Origin of the sequence: Thermosipho globiformans (genome assembly GCF_003990895.1) — a bacterium.
In the GTDB taxonomy this organism is placed as follows: Bacteria; Thermotogota; Thermotogae; order Thermotogales; family Fervidobacteriaceae; genus Thermosipho; species Thermosipho japonicus.
On sequence record NZ_BHXD01000010.1, the window covers coordinates 40,464 to 56,473 of the forward strand.

16 protein-coding genes and 1 tRNA gene are annotated in these 16,010 nt (G+C 30.2%); 9 read left to right on the forward strand and 8 right to left on the reverse strand.

The genetic code is table 11. The annotated features are described in order from the left end of the window. Window positions 1-2 precede the first annotated feature (2 nt). Window positions 3-1,169: an LCP family protein gene (locus tag EO083_RS07560; RefSeq protein ID WP_126993553.1), complete on the forward strand. Its 1,167-nt coding sequence runs from the start codon at window positions 3-5 to the stop codon at window positions 1,167-1,169. Here EO083_RS07560 and nfi read toward each other — a convergent pair. From nfi to EO083_RS07600, 8 genes are read right to left on the reverse strand one after another with little or no spacing between them, the layout of a single operon-like run. Continuing rightward, the gene (gene nfi / locus EO083_RS07565; protein WP_126993554.1) at window positions 1,153-1,818 is read right to left on the reverse strand and encodes an endonuclease V; all 666 of its coding nucleotides are present in this window, start codon (window positions 1,816-1,818) and stop codon (window positions 1,153-1,155) included. The two genes, EO083_RS07560 and nfi, sit on opposite strands and share 17 nt — an antisense overlap. A 6-nt stretch (window positions 1,819-1,824) precedes the next feature. Continuing rightward, window positions 1,825-2,535: a YybI family spore inner coat protein gene (locus tag EO083_RS07570; protein ID WP_126993555.1), complete on the reverse strand. Its 711-nt coding sequence runs from the start codon at window positions 2,533-2,535 to the stop codon at window positions 1,825-1,827. A gap of 4 nt (window positions 2,536-2,539) precedes the next feature. Next, a complete protein-coding gene (gene mnmL / locus EO083_RS07575) occupies window positions 2,540-3,496 on the reverse strand; it encodes a tRNA modification radical SAM protein MnmL/YtqA (protein WP_126993556.1) in 957 nt (318 codons plus the stop codon). Next, window positions 3,454-4,695, reverse strand: a complete 1,242-nt coding sequence (locus EO083_RS07580) for an amidohydrolase (RefSeq protein ID WP_126993557.1) — start codon at window positions 4,693-4,695, stop codon at window positions 3,454-3,456. Before EO083_RS07580 ends, mnmL begins: the two co-directional genes overlap by 43 nt. Then, a complete protein-coding gene (rsfS, locus tag EO083_RS07585; RefSeq protein ID WP_126993558.1) occupies window positions 4,695-5,030 on the reverse strand; it encodes a ribosome silencing factor in 336 nt (111 codons plus the stop codon). Before rsfS ends, EO083_RS07580 begins: the two co-directional genes overlap by 1 nt. 4 nt (window positions 5,031-5,034) lie before the next feature. Beyond that, window positions 5,035-6,336 (reverse strand): bifunctional folylpolyglutamate synthase/dihydrofolate synthase, encoded by a 1,302-nt coding sequence (locus tag EO083_RS07590; RefSeq protein WP_126993559.1) that lies wholly within the window; start codon window positions 6,334-6,336, stop codon window positions 5,035-5,037. 11 nt (window positions 6,337-6,347) lie between these two features. After that, complete coding sequence (locus EO083_RS07595; RefSeq protein WP_126993560.1) at window positions 6,348-8,942, reverse strand: valine--tRNA ligase; 2,595 nt, start codon at window positions 8,940-8,942, stop codon at window positions 6,348-6,350. Further along, the gene (locus tag EO083_RS07600; RefSeq protein ID WP_126993561.1) at window positions 8,935-9,351 is read right to left on the reverse strand and encodes a GGDEF domain-containing protein; all 417 of its coding nucleotides are present in this window, start codon (window positions 9,349-9,351) and stop codon (window positions 8,935-8,937) included. The genes EO083_RS07595 and EO083_RS07600 overlap by 8 nt, the downstream gene beginning before the upstream one ends. Before the next feature lie 127 nt (window positions 9,352-9,478). Between EO083_RS07600 and rsxC the strand changes: the two genes are divergently transcribed. The 8 genes from rsxC to EO083_RS07640 all read left to right on the forward strand — a co-directional run bounded on the left by rsxC (window position 9,479) and on the right by EO083_RS07640 (window position 16,010). Continuing rightward, window positions 9,479-10,795, forward strand: coding sequence for an electron transport complex subunit RsxC (rsxC, locus tag EO083_RS07605; protein WP_126993562.1), 1,317 nt, complete (start codon window positions 9,479-9,481; stop codon window positions 10,793-10,795). Next, window positions 10,795-11,751, forward strand: coding sequence for an RnfABCDGE type electron transport complex subunit D (locus tag EO083_RS07610; protein WP_126993595.1), 957 nt, complete (start codon window positions 10,795-10,797; stop codon window positions 11,749-11,751). The genes rsxC and EO083_RS07610 overlap by 1 nt, the downstream gene beginning before the upstream one ends. Beyond that, window positions 11,748-12,416 (forward strand): RnfABCDGE type electron transport complex subunit G, encoded by a 669-nt coding sequence (locus EO083_RS07615; protein WP_126993563.1) that lies wholly within the window; start codon window positions 11,748-11,750, stop codon window positions 12,414-12,416. The genes EO083_RS07610 and EO083_RS07615 overlap by 4 nt, the downstream gene beginning before the upstream one ends. A 3-nt stretch (window positions 12,417-12,419) precedes the next feature. Beyond that, window positions 12,420-13,034 carry an electron transport complex subunit RsxE gene (rsxE, locus tag EO083_RS07620; RefSeq protein WP_126993564.1) on the forward strand — a complete coding sequence of 205 codons (615 nt, stop codon included), beginning with the start codon at window positions 12,420-12,422 and terminating at the stop codon, window positions 13,032-13,034. After that, window positions 13,031-13,606, forward strand: coding sequence for an electron transport complex subunit RsxA (gene rsxA, locus EO083_RS07625; protein WP_126993565.1), 576 nt, complete (start codon window positions 13,031-13,033; stop codon window positions 13,604-13,606). The genes rsxE and rsxA overlap by 4 nt, the downstream gene beginning before the upstream one ends. Before the next feature lie 46 nt (window positions 13,607-13,652). Beyond that, a tRNA-Gly gene (locus EO083_RS07630) sits at window positions 13,653-13,728 on the forward strand. A gap of 53 nt (window positions 13,729-13,781) precedes the next feature. Beyond that, on the forward strand, window positions 13,782-15,050 hold the full coding sequence (locus EO083_RS07635) for an ArsB/NhaD family transporter (RefSeq protein ID WP_126993566.1): 1,269 nt from the start codon (window positions 13,782-13,784) through the stop codon (window positions 15,048-15,050). An 18-nt stretch (window positions 15,051-15,068) separates the two neighbouring features. Further along, window positions 15,069-16,010 (forward strand): calcium/sodium antiporter, encoded by a 942-nt coding sequence (locus EO083_RS07640; protein ID WP_126993567.1) that lies wholly within the window; start codon window positions 15,069-15,071, stop codon window positions 16,008-16,010.

Consider the following 16,010-nt stretch of genomic DNA (forward strand, 5'->3'; position numbering starts at 1 on the left):
TTATGAAAAGAGATGTAGTTTTATTATTAATCGCAATTTTTGTAACATTATTTTCATTGAGTATTGTTTTTTTACCATGGATAAATATTTTATTGTCTGTAATTTACTCTCCTCTTAATGAGGAGACTAATTTTTTGGTTTTAGGTCTTGATAAAGATATACAGAATACGCGAAGAACTGATGTAATAATGTTTTTAAACATTAATGTGAAAAATAGAGAGATTAAAATTACAAATATACCAAGAGATTTAATAATAAATAATTCAAAGATAAATTCAATTTATCAAAAAGAAGGATTAGATTATTTAAAAGAATTGGTTGAAAATTTTGTTGGTAAAAAGATTGATAAATATGCTATTGTTGATTATGACGTTGTAAGGTTAGTAGGTGATAGAATTGGTCCTGTTGAGGTTTATGTAGATAAGCCAATGAAATATACTGACTATTCTCAGAATCTTATTATTGATTTTGATCCAGGAATACATTATTTATATGGGGAGCAGTTATTGGCCTATATGAGATTTAGGAAGGATTCATTAGGGGATATCGGAAGAATTGAACGAGAAAAGTATATTATTAACCAATTAATAAAAGCGGCCTTGAAAAAAGATGTTTTTACACTTGCAAAAGTTTTTAAAGAGGTCTATGAATCTATGGATACAAATATAAAAACATCAGAACTTGTGTTTTTAGCTACAAAGTTTAAAGACGGATTTTCAATAAAAAGCTATTCTTTTCCTATAAAATATGACGTTAATGGAAATATTTATCCTGGGGATTTAAGCAAATTAAAAGAATTTTTTTCTTCAAAAAGCTTAAATAATGTAGAAGAACGCTATAGATTTTATATAGTTAACAATACAAAAAATCAAAATAGGACATATAACGTAAACTTACATTATATGTGGAAAGCGGCCGGATATATACCAGAGGATATTTATTTTATGCAAAATAAAAACTTTTCATCAGATACAGTTTATGTTGTAAATGAAGAAGTGAATGTAGAAGAAATAGAAAAAATTGTTAAGACGGTGCATCCAAAGAGAAATTTTAAAATTTTACTTGCAAAAGAAGATCTTGAGAATTATTTGATTTTAATCGACACATTAACAAAAAATAGAAATTATCCAGATTTATCAGTAGATTTTGTAGTTATTCTTTCTCAATAATTTCGTTTTTAAGTTTTTGTGTATAAATATGTGCAAGACGCGTTGGTTCTGGAAGTTTATATTTGGTTATGTATTTTTTTACTATCTTTAGCGAGCTATCAAGATCTATTAAATGTCCAGGAGAAATAAAAATTGGTTTTGTATTTTCTCTGCTTTTTAAAACAATTCCGATTTTTTCTCCATTGTGCCAAAGATAAGAAAATGAAAATTTAGTATTAGAAGGTTCATCATACGTTCCAACTAATTTCTTTTTTGCTATACCAATTGTTGGCTTTTTGATCCATAATCCCATATGAGATGCAATTCCAAGCTTTCTAGGGTGTGCAATTCCATGACCGTCAAACATAACAAGATCTACATTTGTTTTAATTTTTTGCCATGCTTTTAAAAACACAGGGCCTTCCCTAAACGCAAGAAGTCCTGGAATGTATGGATATTTAATTTCGTCAATGTGGTAAGTGATTTCTACAACATTAAATTTGCTGTCTATAACTACTATAACAGCCAATGATTTATTATCAATGTAAGACAAATCAACTCCAGCTACATATGTAGGAATTTTATTTAAGGGCTTGAAAATTAATTTATCTTTTAAAGACTTTTGAATTGATATAGCTTCTTTTGGAGAAACATTCCACCTATGAATCATAATTTCTCAAACCCCTGCATATAGTAATTTAGAAACTTCTAACCATATAAATTTGTTTTCTTTAATAGAATATACAAAGTGAATGTAGCCAATTCTATCAGCATGATATATACCTGATAAAGTGATAATTCCTTTCAACTCATAAATATCATCTTTTCCGAAGTCAAAAGCTTCTAAATTTGATATGCCTCCAATAAATAAATCTTTGTTTTCACCAACAAATTGACCAAATTTGTTGTAAATTTTTTCATTTATATATTGTTCCTTTTTTTCACTTAAATCTAAAAAAGTATATTTGTCTTTATATGATATTAGCACTTTAAATCCATCAAAAAACTTTGCTTTAAGGTCTAGTTTTAAATCATTGTTTAATAAAACTCCTTTCTTTATGGAGTAAATAAAATATTCACTATAGTTACCACTACCACCACTATCGCTAATGATTAGGATATCTTTAATGCTGTCACCATCAAAATCATAAATTTCCATTTTTGGTGAATAGCCTCCAAAGTTCAATCTTATATTCTTTTCTAACTTTTCATTTTTAATTTTCAGAACAAAAGTGTCATAATAAATTTCACTTAATTTATAGCCTTCTAAGGTTATATTTTCAAGTATCCCATCATTATCAATATCTGTATTAGTAGTGGTTATTACATTTGCATATGAAAAAATAGAAAAGATAAATAACGTTATTGAAAGAATAATTTTTTTCATATTTTTAACTCCTTTTGCTAAATTTGTTTGTTTTTGGCTCAAACCATTTATAAAAGTATTTTCCTTGGTATGTATCTTTTTCTTTTAATCTTTTTTCGATCATATTAATAATTTGTATTTTTGGAATACCCCAATTACCAAAGATAGTTCCATTATTTGGAGGATCTGCTACCAATCGATGAATAGTTATTTTTGGTGAGAGAAATTCTAAAAATCGTATGACTCTTTCAATATAACTCTCAAGTGTTCCAATTTGAATTTTGTTTTCATTAAAAAGTTTTCCTAAAATTGTGTTTTCGACAACGTATAGTGAATGTATTTTAACACCATCTATATCTAGAACTGATAGAATTTTTGCTGTTTCAATTACATCAAGCATATCATCAGTTGGGAAGTTTAAGATCACATGTGAAATAAGTTCAAAATTTCTTTCTTTAATTTTTTTTGCAGCATAAATGTATTCAGCTAATGTGTGTCCACGATTCATTTTTACAAGGGTATGATAATTTGAAGTTTGAAGCCCCATTTCTATTGATACGTCAATCTTTTCTCTTAACTCTTCTAGTATATCCAAAATTTCCTCTGAAATACAATCAGGTCTAGTGGAAATAGAAATTTGAACTATATCTTCATCTATTGCGCTAAAATAAACTTTTTTAAGTTTTTCAATTGGTGCGTAAGTGTTTGAATAATTTTGAAAATACGCTATAAATTTTTTGGCACCCTTTTTTGTGTATCTTTCCTTCATCTTTCTTATTTGAGTTTTTATATCAAACTCACCAAAAGTGGTAAAACCGCTACCTGTTTCATCACAAAACAAGCAACCAGGTAATCCATTTTCACGGTTTGGACAGCTGAACCCTGCATTTATTGGTAACCTATATACTTTTTCACCATATTTTTTCTTTAGTTCAACACTTAGTTTTCTGTACCTATAACCTTCCTGTAAAAACTCGAAAATTTTCTATAAACCTCCTTTTCATCAATAGTTGGGAATGTACCATTATAATATGTAAATTTTCCATTTACCATCGTAGCAAATACGTCAACTTTTGAATGAATTATATGTTTTTTCATATTTTCGATAGGATAAAAACTTGGATTTTTCAAATTAATTATTGTTATATCAGCTGGGAAACCTTCTTTTATTTCTCCACCCTCTATATTTAACGATCTATAACCATTTATTGTTAGCATTTTGAGCATTTGATTGATGTCAAGATTTTGAGGATTGTCCTTTTTTTGTAATAGAGAAGCAATTCGAGCTTCAAATAGTATGTCAATAGAATTGTTACTAGCAGGTCCATCCGTTCCAAGAGCTACAGTTAAGCCATTTTCAATCATTTTTTGAATAGGTGCTATACCATTTCCTAGTTTTAAATTACTGGTAGGATTGTGAGAAATAAATACATTAAAATCTTTTAGCATTTTAATGTCATTATCATCAAGATGAACACAGTGAACGGCAAGAAAATGATAATCAGCAATTCCAGAAGAAAGAATTTGCGAAAGTGAAAATTGCTCTTTTTCCCATTTGTTTTCGAATAGATGCATTGTAACAGGAATTTTTAATTTTCTGGAGAGTTTACCAATTTCCTTTAAAGCTTCTAAAGAACAGGTATAAGGAGCATGTGGACCAAGCCCTACGAAAATTCTATTATCAATACCATGCCACTTTTCAAAAAGCGAAAGTGCTTCTTTAAGTCTGCTTTTTTCAATTTTGTCTTCCTCTGAAACAAGGCCTCTAGTTAAAAGCGCTTTCATTCCAAAATCTTTTACAGCTTGTGCAACAGAATCTTCAAACATATACATATCACAAAAAGCTACAATGCCGTTTTTAGACATTTCCATCATCGAAAGCATCGATGCAAAATAAACTATATCTTCGTTTAATTTTTCTTCAAGTGGTATTATATTTTCAAAAAGCCATTGGTTAAAAGGTAAATCTTCTGCAATACCTCTTAAAATAGACATTGCTGCATGAGTGTGGGTATTTACAAGACCTGGAATTATTAATTTGTTATCTAGATCAAATTCTTCATCCTCATTATCTTTTAAATTCTTATCAATTTTTATTATTTTTCCGTTATCAATTTTTATGTCAACTTTCTCAATATTGGACTTCCAATTTCTTAAAACAAATGCATTTCTTAAAATCATTATTTTTCACCCTTTATTTTTTTGGCATCTATCCATAAACCTTCAAGGTCATAAAATTCTCTTGCTTCTTTTGTAAAAATATGTATAACAATGTCTGATGCATCAATTATAAGCCATTCATGATTATCTTCTTTGTCATAGTAAATTATTTGTTTTCCAATTTCAGATAATAAGTCTAATATTGTATCTCTTAAACTATTCATATGAGTGTTGCTATTAGCAGTAAGGATTATAAAGTAATCTGTAGGGACATTAGTATTCGACATATCCAAAATAACGGGTTCAATTGCTTCTTTTTCTAGAATTTTTTTCCAAATTAATTCTAAAATTTCCAAATTATCACCTCCTCATTAATTTCAACTCTTCATCTATGTAACCATTTTCTAAATAGCTTCTTATGAAACCAACAAGATAAAATGAACCAGTAACAACTTTCAAATCAGCTTTCATTTCTTTAAGTTTTTCAATTGCTTGTAGTGGATCATCTATAAATTCACAAGATTTTGAAAAGTCTTTAACCAAATTATACGTTTCTAAACAATTTATAGCTCTGTGTGATGGAGGGCAAGTAACTATAACATGTTCAAATTCAGGAATAAGTTTTGAAATAACAGAAATTTTATCTTTATCATCTAAAATTCCAAATAATGCTATTTTACTATCGTTTTTGAAATATATATTCAAATTTTCCAAAAATTTTTCAGCAGCTTGTGGATTGTGAGAGCCATCAAGAAGAAATCCATTGAACATTTCGAATCTCCCAGGTATAAATGCTTCCTTAAATGCTGCAAATGCATTATTTACATCAATTTTTTCAAACAATTCGTATGCTTTTAAAGCAATTGCTGCATTTATAGGCTGATGTGTCCCATTTAAATTTACTTCAATCCCTTTAATAGTAGTATCACCGTAATAGTTTATTATATTTTTTCCAAATTGATATTCTACAACTTCATAATCGAAGTCTTTTCCAAGTTCATATACTTTTGCATTTTTATCTGCAGCAATATCGTATATAACCTTTTTAGCTTTTTTTGGAACATTACCAATTACTACTGGTCTATTTTCTTTTATAATTCCAGCTTTTTCATACGCAATTTTTTCAAGAGAATTTCCAAGAATTTTTGTATGCTCAAGACTTACCGTAGTAATTACTGAGACTTTGGGAATAATTACATTAGTTGCGTCGAATCTTCCACCAAGACCAACTTCAATGGTTGAAATTTCTACGTTTTCTTCTTTATCTATTTCAAATGCAAGAGCGGTTGCAAATTCAAAAAAGCTTGGAGAAAATTCTTTACCTTTTTTATCCATTTCTTCAGACTGTTTCTTAACTAGATTAAAGGCATTTAAAAATCGATCCTTTGATATATATTTTCCATTAATTGGAAATCTTTCAAGAATCGAAGATAAGTGGGGAGATAGATATCCCCCCACTTTATGTCCATGATTTTTTGCTAAATAATGTAGAAATGTTGTAGTACTTCCTTTTCCATTTGATCCAGTAATATGAAAACATTTATAATTTTTCTCTGGATCATTGAGCCTTCTTAATAATTCTTCTATTCTATAAAGTCCTATTTTAATTTTTCCATAAGGTCTTTTAAAGTATAAGTAATTTAAGGCGTCTAAATACTCCATATTATCACTTCTTATTTTAGTGACGAAATTATATTTTTAATTTTCTTAATTTGTTCTTCTATGTTTGCTAACTTTTCTTTTGCTTCTTCGACAATTTCTTCAGGTGCACCTTCCAAAAATTTCTTGTTACTAAGTTTAGCTCTAAATTTTTGTGCATCTTTTTCAAGTTTTTCGATTTTTTTGTTAAGTCTGTTTATTTCAGTTTCAATATCTATTAAATTACCAAGTTCAACGTAAACTTCTAATTCATTATTTACAAATGCACTTGCTGATTTTTCAGGCTTTTGATTACTGATTTTTATATTTTCTACATTTCCAAGAGTTCTTATATATAACTTTTCTTCCTCTGTAAAGTCATGATTAGAAGTAATGTTTACTTTTTGACTTTGAGGAATGTTTATTTCCGCTTTCACATTTCTAATACCTTTTATGATATTCATCAATAATGAAAAACGTTTTTCACTACTATTGTCTATTAATTCATCATTAACTTTTGGCCATTCAGATACCGTAATTGACTCTTCTGAAATTGGAAGTTTTTGCCATAATTCTTCAGTTATAAATGGCATAAATGGATGTAACAGTTTTAAGCTATTGTCTAGAACAGTAACTAAGACGTTTTGAACAAGATGCTTTTCCTCAGTTTTTAGTCTTGGTTTTGATACTTCAATATACCAGTCACAGAATTCATCCCAGAAGAAATTGTATATTTCTCTTGCTGCAAGGTTAAATTCATATTGTTCAATTGCATTAGTTACGTTATTTATAGTTTTTTGTAGTCTTGAAAGGATCCATTTATCAGATAAATTAAGATTTTCAAGAGGAACTTCTTTATAATCTTCCAAATTCATTATTATAAATCTTGTTGCGTTCCAGATTTTATTAGCAAATTTTTTACTAGTATCTATATTCTTAATATCAAGTTTAATGTCCCTTCCTTGGGCGGCAAGTAGAGCTAAAGTGAACCTCATAGGATCTGCTCCATATTCTTGAATAACTTCTAATGGATCTATACCATTTCCTAAGGATTTACTCATTTTTCTTCCAAATTTATCTCTTACAAGTTGATGGATGTATACATCACTGAAAGGTTTTTCGCCCATAAATTCATAGCCCATCATGACCATTCTTGCAACCCAGAAGAAGATTATATCAAAACCTGTGACTAATACATCTGTTGGATAGAATTCTTTCAAATCGGATGTATTTTCAGGCCAGCCAAGTGTACTAAAGGGCCAAAGTGCAGATGAAAACCAAGTATCTAGAACATCTTCTTCTTGCTTTAGATTAGTACTACCACATTTTTCACATTTTTTAACTTCTTCTTCAGAAACGTTAATGTGACCGCAATCTTGGCAATACCAAATTGGAATTCTATGTCCCCACCAAAGTTGTCTACTAATACACCAATCTCTGATTTCGTACATCCAATTTAAATATACTTTTTTCCATCTATCAGGATAAAACTTTACTTCGCCTTTTTCAACAGCTTCAATAGCTTTTTCAGCAAGAGGCTTCATTTTAACAAACCATTGATCCATTAGCATAGGTTCTATAACTGTATTGCATCTATAGCAGTGACCAACAGAATGTTTAATATCTTCAATTTTTACTAAATAACCTTCTTTTTCCAAATCTTCTACTATTTTTTCTCTTGCTTGATACCTATCAAGACCTTTATATTTTCCTCCATTTTCATTAATTGTCATATCATCGTTGAAAATATTAATAAATTCAAGATTATGCCTTTGACCAATTAAATAGTCATTAGGATCATGTGCAGGTGTTACTTTTAATGCACCAGTTCCAAATTCAGGATCTGCATGCATATCAGCTATTATCTTTATTTTCCTTCCAACAAGTGGAACAATAACTTCTTTTCCGATAAGTTCTTTATATCTTTCATCCGAAGGCGAAACAGCAATAGCAGTGTCTCCTAGCATGGTTTCGGGACGTGTTGTTGCAATTATTATTTCACCATTACCATCAGCAAAAGGATATTTTATGTAATATAATTTTCCATCGTGTTCTTCATATTCGACTTCTTCATCGGAAAGAACAGTTTTACATCTAGGACACCAATTTACTATATATTTGCCTTTATAAATTAGTCCTTTTTTATAAAGAGAAACAAAAACTTTTTTTACAGCTTTTGAAAGCCCCTCATCTAAAGTGAAACGTTCTCTTGTCCAGTCAACTGAAGCACCAATAGCCATTATTTGATTTTTAATTGTATTACGATATGTGTTAGCCCAATCCCAAACAATTTCCAAAAATTTTTCTCTTCCAAGTTCTTCTCTTTTTTTACCTTCTTTTTCAATAGCTTTTTCCACAGCTGTTTGAGTTGCTATACCTGCATGATCTTCTCCTGGTACCCATAAAGTTTTAAATCCATTCATTCTTTTAAATCTTACTAAGATATCTTGAAGGGTTATGTTTAAAGCATGCCCCATGTGTATTTTTCCAGTAATGTTAGGAGGAGGAATAACAATCGAATATTTTGGACCATCTTTTTTAGGAGTGAAATATCCTTTTTCTAGCCAAAATTTGTACCATTTTGTTTCAATATTTGCTGGATCATACCTTGTGCCAATTTCATTATTCACCAATTGCACCTCCCAATTTTTCTATTTTTATCTTTGTATCAATTTTTATGTTTTTATCTTTATAATTTAAAAGCAAATAGTCTAATGATTCTTTTATTCTATTTGCAATTTGTTTGGCTGTTATTTCATTAATCCCATGTAAAATTATTGAGAATCTTTTTTGGCCGCTCCTGCATACAAAATCTTTTGGAATCCTTACACTGTGTTTGATAACAGATGCAGCTCTTGCAATAACAAAATTTATTTCATCCTCTGCAAGTGAATCAAAATCAAGGTCGAGTGTTATTACATAAAAAGTTGAATTCGAATCACTCAGCATTGAGTATACAGTATTAAAAAAAGATTCATTTGGAAGTCTTGTAACTTGATCAACAAAATTACCATTTAGTAATTTTAATAGATAATCCATATTAATCACCTCTTAATTAATTTCTTCTTTATTATAACATATTCTTTAAGGTTGTGAAAAGTTCGAAATAGTGTGTTATAATGTAAAATTGGATGGTGAATTTTAATTTTTTGGGAGGTGTGGTGTCTTGAAGCTATCGAGCTTTTTGGGAGGAGTACATCCCCCCGAAAATAAGTCATTGAGTAAAGATATTCCAATTAAAAAAGCTCCTTTACCAGAAAAGGTTATTGTATTTATGCAACAGCATGCGGGTGCTCCTGCCAAACCTGTGGTGCAGGCTGGAGATAAAGTTAAAACAGGTCAAGTGATTGGTGAACCTTCTGGGTTTGTTTCTGCATATGTTCATTCACCAGTAACTGGGAAGGTTGTTGAGGTTAAAAAGATAAGTAATATAATTTTTGGAAAAGCAGTTGACGCAGTTATTATTGAAAGAGAATCCGAAGATGATTGGGAACTTCTTCCTCATGGTGATTTTGAGAAATTTTCAAAAGAAGAGCTTCTTGATATTATTCAAAAAGCAGGTATTGTAGGACTTGGCGGTGCAATGTTCCCAACACATATAAAATTAAATCCTCCAAAGGATAAAAAGATTGATACACTAATAATAAACGGTGCAGAATGTGAACCATACTTGACAATTGATCACAGAATGATGTTAGAAAGACATGAAGAGATTTTGCTAGGTATTGAAATTGTAAAGAAAATTTTAAATGTTAAAAATGTATATATAGGAATTGAGGATAATAAAATTGATGCAATTAACCTTTTAAATGATAAATGGAGAGGAAAAGTTACTGTTGTTCCATTAAAAACAAAATATCCTCAAGGTGCTGAAAAACAATTAATTTATGCTGTCACAAAGAGAAGTGTTCCACGTGGTGGCCTTCCTATGGATGTTGGAGTCGTAGTTCAAAATGTAAGTACTATGTATGCAATTAAGGAAGCAATAATTGATGGTAAACCTCTTATAGAAAGGGGTTTAACCTTAACTGGGGAAGCAATTAAAAAACCGGGAAATTGGTGGGTAAGAATTGGTACTCCTATTTCTTGGATTGTGGATAATTTGGGAGAAGGATTTAAAGAAGGACTTGAAGAGATAAAGGTTTTAATGGGTGGACCAATGATGGGAATTCCTATAAACAATATAGAAACTCCAATAGTAAAGGGGAATAATGGAATTACTAGTATTATTCCACATGAGCAGAAAAATACTTTTTGCATTAGATGTTCCTATTGTGTAAATGTATGTCCAATGGGGCTCCAGCCATACTTATTAGACTTGCTTGGAAAGAAAAAAAGATATGATGAAGCAGCAAGTATAGGATTGATGGATTGTATAGAATGTGGTTCGTGTACGTATATTTGTCCTGCTAAAATTGAACATGTTAAGACTATTAAACTTGCTAAAAAAGTGTATAGAGCCCTGAGGGGAGGGAAGAAATGATGAAGTTGATTACAGGGAATGCTCCACATTTAAGATCAAATGATACAACTTCAAAGATAATGCTGGATGTTATTATAGCTTTATTACCTGCTTTAATAGGCGCATGGTATTTTTTTGGTTTTTATGCATTTTTTCTTGCTATTTTAGGTGCAGTTGTCGGTGAATTATTTGAATTATTTATTATGAAGGTACTTAGAAAAGATAAAAATTTTGTGCCAAATGGGAGTGCTGCGGTAACAGGAATACTTCTTGCTATGAATGTTAGTCCTGCAACATCATGGTGGGTATTTTTACTTGGATTAGTTTTTGCGTTAGGTGTTGCAAAACATGCTTTTGGTGGACTTGGAATGAACATATTTAACCCTGCACTTGCTGGAAGAGCATTTTTATTAGTTTCATTTCCAGTTCAAATGACAACTTGGTATAAACCAACACTTTCTTTTTCTAAATGGGTTGATGTTCAAACAACTGCTACACCACTTGCCGTTTTAAAAGAAACAGGAAGTGTAAATGTAAGCTATTGGGATTTGTTTATAGGAAATAGAGCAGGTTCTATAGGTGAAACAAGTGTTTTATTGTTACTAATAGGTTTTGCATATCTTGTTGCTAGAAAAAGAATAAAACTAATGATTCCAATTTCTTATATAGGAACTGTTTTTGTTATGTCATCATTTTTCTATTTAGCAAACCCAACTTTTGGTACACCTTTATTTCATATTCTCAGTGGTGGTTTGATGTTAGGTGCACTGTTTATGGCAACTGATATGGTTACAAGTCCTATGACAATAAAAGGTCAAGCTATCTTTGGTATTGGTGCAGGAGTTATGACTTTACTAATAAGGTATTTTGCGGGTTATCCAGAAGGTGTTTCATTATCAATTCTCTTAATGAATGCATTTGTTCCGCTTATTGATAGATACACACAACCCCGCATTTTTGGTGAGGTGAAATCATGAAAGATATGATAAAAACAGGTCTAATTTTGATGGTATATACTTTAGTTGCAGGTTTGATTTTAGGATTTATCTATACTTCAACCCAAGCTGCAATAAAAGAAGCTGAATTGAAAAATACTATTGATGCGGTTAAGTTTGTTCTTACAGAAAATGGGGATCTATTAGTAAAAGAAAAAGTAATAAAAGAAGCAGTTTTAGAAGGTTCAAAAGAGGAAGAAAAAGAAATATTTAAAAAAGGAACTAGTGCTGTTTTGACCCCTGTTTTAAATTTTGATACTGAAAGAGGAAAAGTTTACGTTTTAAAGGGGTATGGTATTGGCTATGGTGGAAAAGTTATTACAATAGCATCCTTTTTAGTAAATAATAAAAAAATTGATCTTTTATCAATAAGGGTTATTGAATATTCACAAGAAACACCTGGACTTGGAGCAAAGATAGCTGAAGAGACATCTCAAAAGAGATTTTATCCTATCCCATATGAAGGTTTAAAAAATGGAGTTAAAGTTGACAAAGATGCTGGGAAATCTAATCTTTCACCTGAAGAAGCAAAAAAGATTGGGGTTGTAAAAATAAGTGATGTAATGACAGGAGCAACTATTACACCTCGAGCAGTTGCATCAACTATTGACACAATGTTTGAATATTTGCAAAAGGAGGTGCAATAATCAATGGCGAGCAGATCATGGAAAGAATTCAGTAAAGGTTTTATTGTAGAAAATCCTACTTATGTTCAAGCATTAGGAATGTGTCCAACACTTGCAACTACTACAAGCGCGAAGAATGGTCTTGGAATGGGGCTTGCTGCTACTGCTGTTTTAGTTATGTCAAACATAGTTGTTTCCCTTTTAAGAAAAGCAGTTCCTGAAAAAATAAGAATTCCAATATTTATAACTATAATTGCATCTTTTGTTACAATTGTTGATCTTTTAATGCATGCCTATGTATACGATCTCTGGAAAACATTAGGATTATTTATTCCTCTTATTGTTGTTAACTGTGTAATTATGGGTAGAGCAGAGTCATTTGCATCAAAAAATAATGTTTGGTATTCAATGTTAGATGGTCTTGGAATGGGACTTGGCTTTACAGCAAGTTTAACCCTTTTAGGTGCAATTAGAGAATTGCTTGGAAGTGGTACATTATTTGATGTAAAAATTTGGGGTAAAGCATTTAACGTGTTTATTATGATTCTTCCCCCGGGCGCTTATTTGACATTAGGTTTACTTGCCGCACTTTTTGCATATATAGGTATGAAGAAGAAAGAAAGGGGGAACGCTAAATGAAGATTTTTTTGATATTATTATCAGCAATGCTTGTTAACAATTATGTTTTTATTAGGTTTTTAGGTATTTGCCCGTTTTTAGGTGTGTCTAAAAAAATGGATACAGCCGTTGGAATGGGTCTTGCAGCAACATTTGTTCTTGTAATGTCCTCTACTATTTCTTGGTTTGTTGATAGACTTTTAATATCACTTGGCCTTGAATTTTTAAGAACAATTGCATTTATTTTGGTTATTGCATCATTTGTTCAATTTGTTGAATTGTTTTTGAAGAAAAACAATCCAAACTTGTATGATGCACTTGGAATATTTCTTCCACTTATTACCACAAATTGTATAATATTGGGTGTTGCCCTTATAAACAGTATGAATAATTACAATCTTTTAGAAACAATTTTTAACTCTCTTGGTGCAGGACTTGGTTTTCTTTTAGCATTAATAATATTTAGTGCAATTCGTGAAAAATTGGAATTATATGATTTACCAAAACCATTTGAAGGACTTCCAATTGCGTTGATTACAGCATCTTTGTTGTCTTTAGCATTTATGGGATTCCAGGGTATGATAAAGTTATAAAACTTGAAAATATAAATGGTATTTGATATAATAAAAATGTAATTGAGCGGGTGTAGCTCAGGTGGTAGAGCATCAGCTTCCCAAGCTGAGGGCCGCGGGTTCGAGTCCCGTCGCCCGCTCCAACGGGGCTTAAAAGCCCTGTTTTTTTTAATAGACAAAATTGGGAGGTAATACTTTGACTATAGATGCAATTATCTCTTTATTTATTTTTGTTGTTGTATATTATCTAATAATTTCTGAAAAAGTTCATAGATCAATTTCTGTAGTTTTAGGTGCTTTTATCTTAACTTTTTTTGGAGTATTTGAAGATCCTGATTATTTATTTAAAAATTATGTTGATTTTGATACGATTTTTCTCTTAATTGGAATGATGCTTCTTGTATCTGCTGTAAAAAGTACCGGTTTTTTTGAATTTGTAGCTTTTAAACTGATTCATTTCTCTAAAAATTCTTTTTTATCTATTTTTATTCTTTTAAACTTTTTTGTAGCGTTTTTTTCTGCCTTTGTAGATAATGTAACCACAATAATGATTTTTATACCAATAACACTTGCAGTTGCGGATGCCGCGGGTATTGATCCTACCTTTTTTGTTCTATCAGAGGTTTTTAGTTCTAATATCGGAGGTACAGCCACTTTAATAGGTGATCCCCCCAATATTTTAATTGGAAATGCAGCAAGGCTTACTTTTAATGATTTTATATTGAATACTTCTCCAGCTACATTATTAACTTGGGGAATTATTATTTTATATTTTGTTTTAAAAAATAAAAAATATTTGAAGAAAAATATAAGTTTTGAATTTTCTGCTATTGAAATTACAAAAAGTAATTTAATTAAATCTACAGTTTTGTTGATAAGTGTAATAATTTTATTTACAGTTCAAGAAAAAATAGGAGTGCATAGTTCAGTCATAGCATTTGGAATGGGTTTTTTATCGATTTTGGTTATTGACCCAAAAAATGTTGAAAAACATTTTGGTGAGATTGAGTGGGGAACTATATTTTTCTTTATAGGCTTGTTTATTATAACAGGTGCACTTGAAGATACTGGAATTTTAAAAAATTTAGCAATGATTTTAAGCAAAAATTTTGGAAGTACCCCAAAATTATTTGGAATGTTTCTGATTATTATGTCATTTGTAGTTAGTGGATTTTTTGATAATATTCCATTTACTGCGACAATGATTCCTGTAATTAAGATGCTTCCTTCAATTAACTCTACTTTTGTTAATCTAAATCCTTATTGGTGGGCTTTATCTCTTGGTGTATGTTTTGGAGGAAATCTTACACAAATTGGTGCATCTGCAAATATTGTTGCAATTACCATGCTATTAAAATATTCAAAAAGATCTGTTTCTTTTAAAGAGTATATGAAATTTTCCATAATACCATCTTTAATTTCTTTAATAGTTTCTATAGCGTACGTTGAATTTAGATATTTTTAATGTGAGGTGTTAAAAAATATGTTTTGGACTTTTATAGGACTTATTATTGGTATTATTTTGCTAATTAAAGGAGCAGATTGGCTTGTAGAAGGAGCGGTATCTGTAGCTTTAAATTTGGGTGTTTCAAAAATGGTTGTTGGTCTTTCAGTAGTTGCTTTTGGAACATCATTGCCAGAACTTGTCGCTTCGTTAGTTGCAGTTTTTAAAGGTTATTCAAGCGTTTCAATTTCAAATGTAGTTGGAAGTAATATTGCAAATATTTCGCTTGCTCTTGCCTTGTCGGCTTTATTTGTTTCAATTCCTATAAAAAAGCAAACCATGCGTGCTGAAATGCCTTTCATGCTTATTTCAACTTTTACTTTTACTGCGCTATTTTTGAAAGATTACGATTTAGTTTGGAACTATGGAATAGTGTTTTTATTATTGATGATTATCTATATATACTATCTTATAACTAGTGCAAAAGAAATTGTTCAAGAAGAATTTGAAGAAGAGGTAAAAGAAGTTAAGAGTACATGGCTTTCTATATTTTTAATTGTTTTGGGAGTAGTTGGAGTTTCTATTGGCGGTGAAATGACTATTAAAAATGTTGTAAAAATCGCTGAATTTTTTAACCTTAGTGAGACTTTTGTTGGTTTAACTATAGTTGCCGTTGGAACGTCATTGCCGGAAATCGTTGTTAGCATTATTTCAACAGTAAAAGGTGAAAGTGATATTTTAGTTGGAAATATAGTTGGAAGTAATGTTTTTAATATTTTACTGATACTAGGTGTTAGCTCATTGTTTGGAAATTTAGTTGTTGATGTTAATAATTTTACAATTGATCTTATAGTTATGAATTTAATGGCTGTATTATTGTTTGTTTTTTCAATCTTTAGAAAAAGAATATTTAGACTTGAAGCAATAGTATTTCTTAGTACGTATTTTTATTATCTTTACCAAATAATTTTAAGAAGATAA

Excerpts from the sequence above, each read along its gene's own strand:
- nfi (WP_126993554.1), bottom strand. The coding sequence starts at position 1,818 with ATGATTCATAGGTGGAATGTTTCTCCAAAAGAAGCTATATCAATTCAA.
- EO083_RS07610 (WP_126993595.1), top strand. The coding sequence starts at position 10,795 with ATGAAGTTGATTACAGGGAATGCTCCACATTTAAGATCAAATGATACA.
- EO083_RS07640 (WP_126993567.1), top strand. The coding sequence starts at position 15,069 with ATGTTTTGGACTTTTATAGGACTTATTATTGGTATTATTTTGCTAATT.
- EO083_RS07580 (WP_126993557.1), bottom strand. The coding sequence starts at position 4,695 with ATGATTTTAAGAAATGCATTTGTTTTAAGAAATTGGAAGTCCAATATT.
- rsxE (WP_126993564.1), top strand. The coding sequence starts at position 12,420 with ATGGCGAGCAGATCATGGAAAGAATTCAGTAAAGGTTTTATTGTAGAA.
- EO083_RS07560 (WP_126993553.1), top strand. The coding sequence starts at position 3 with ATGAAAAGAGATGTAGTTTTATTATTAATCGCAATTTTTGTAACATTA.
- rsxA (WP_126993565.1), top strand. The coding sequence starts at position 13,031 with ATGAAGATTTTTTTGATATTATTATCAGCAATGCTTGTTAACAATTAT.
- EO083_RS07600 (WP_126993561.1), bottom strand. The coding sequence starts at position 9,351 with ATGGATTATCTATTAAAATTACTAAATGGTAATTTTGTTGATCAAGTT.
- EO083_RS07570 (WP_126993555.1), bottom strand. The coding sequence starts at position 2,535 with ATGAAAAAAATTATTCTTTCAATAACGTTATTTATCTTTTCTATTTTT.
- EO083_RS07590 (WP_126993559.1), bottom strand. The coding sequence starts at position 6,336 with ATGGAGTATTTAGACGCCTTAAATTACTTATACTTTAAAAGACCTTAT.
- EO083_RS07615 (WP_126993563.1), top strand. The coding sequence starts at position 11,748 with ATGAAAGATATGATAAAAACAGGTCTAATTTTGATGGTATATACTTTA.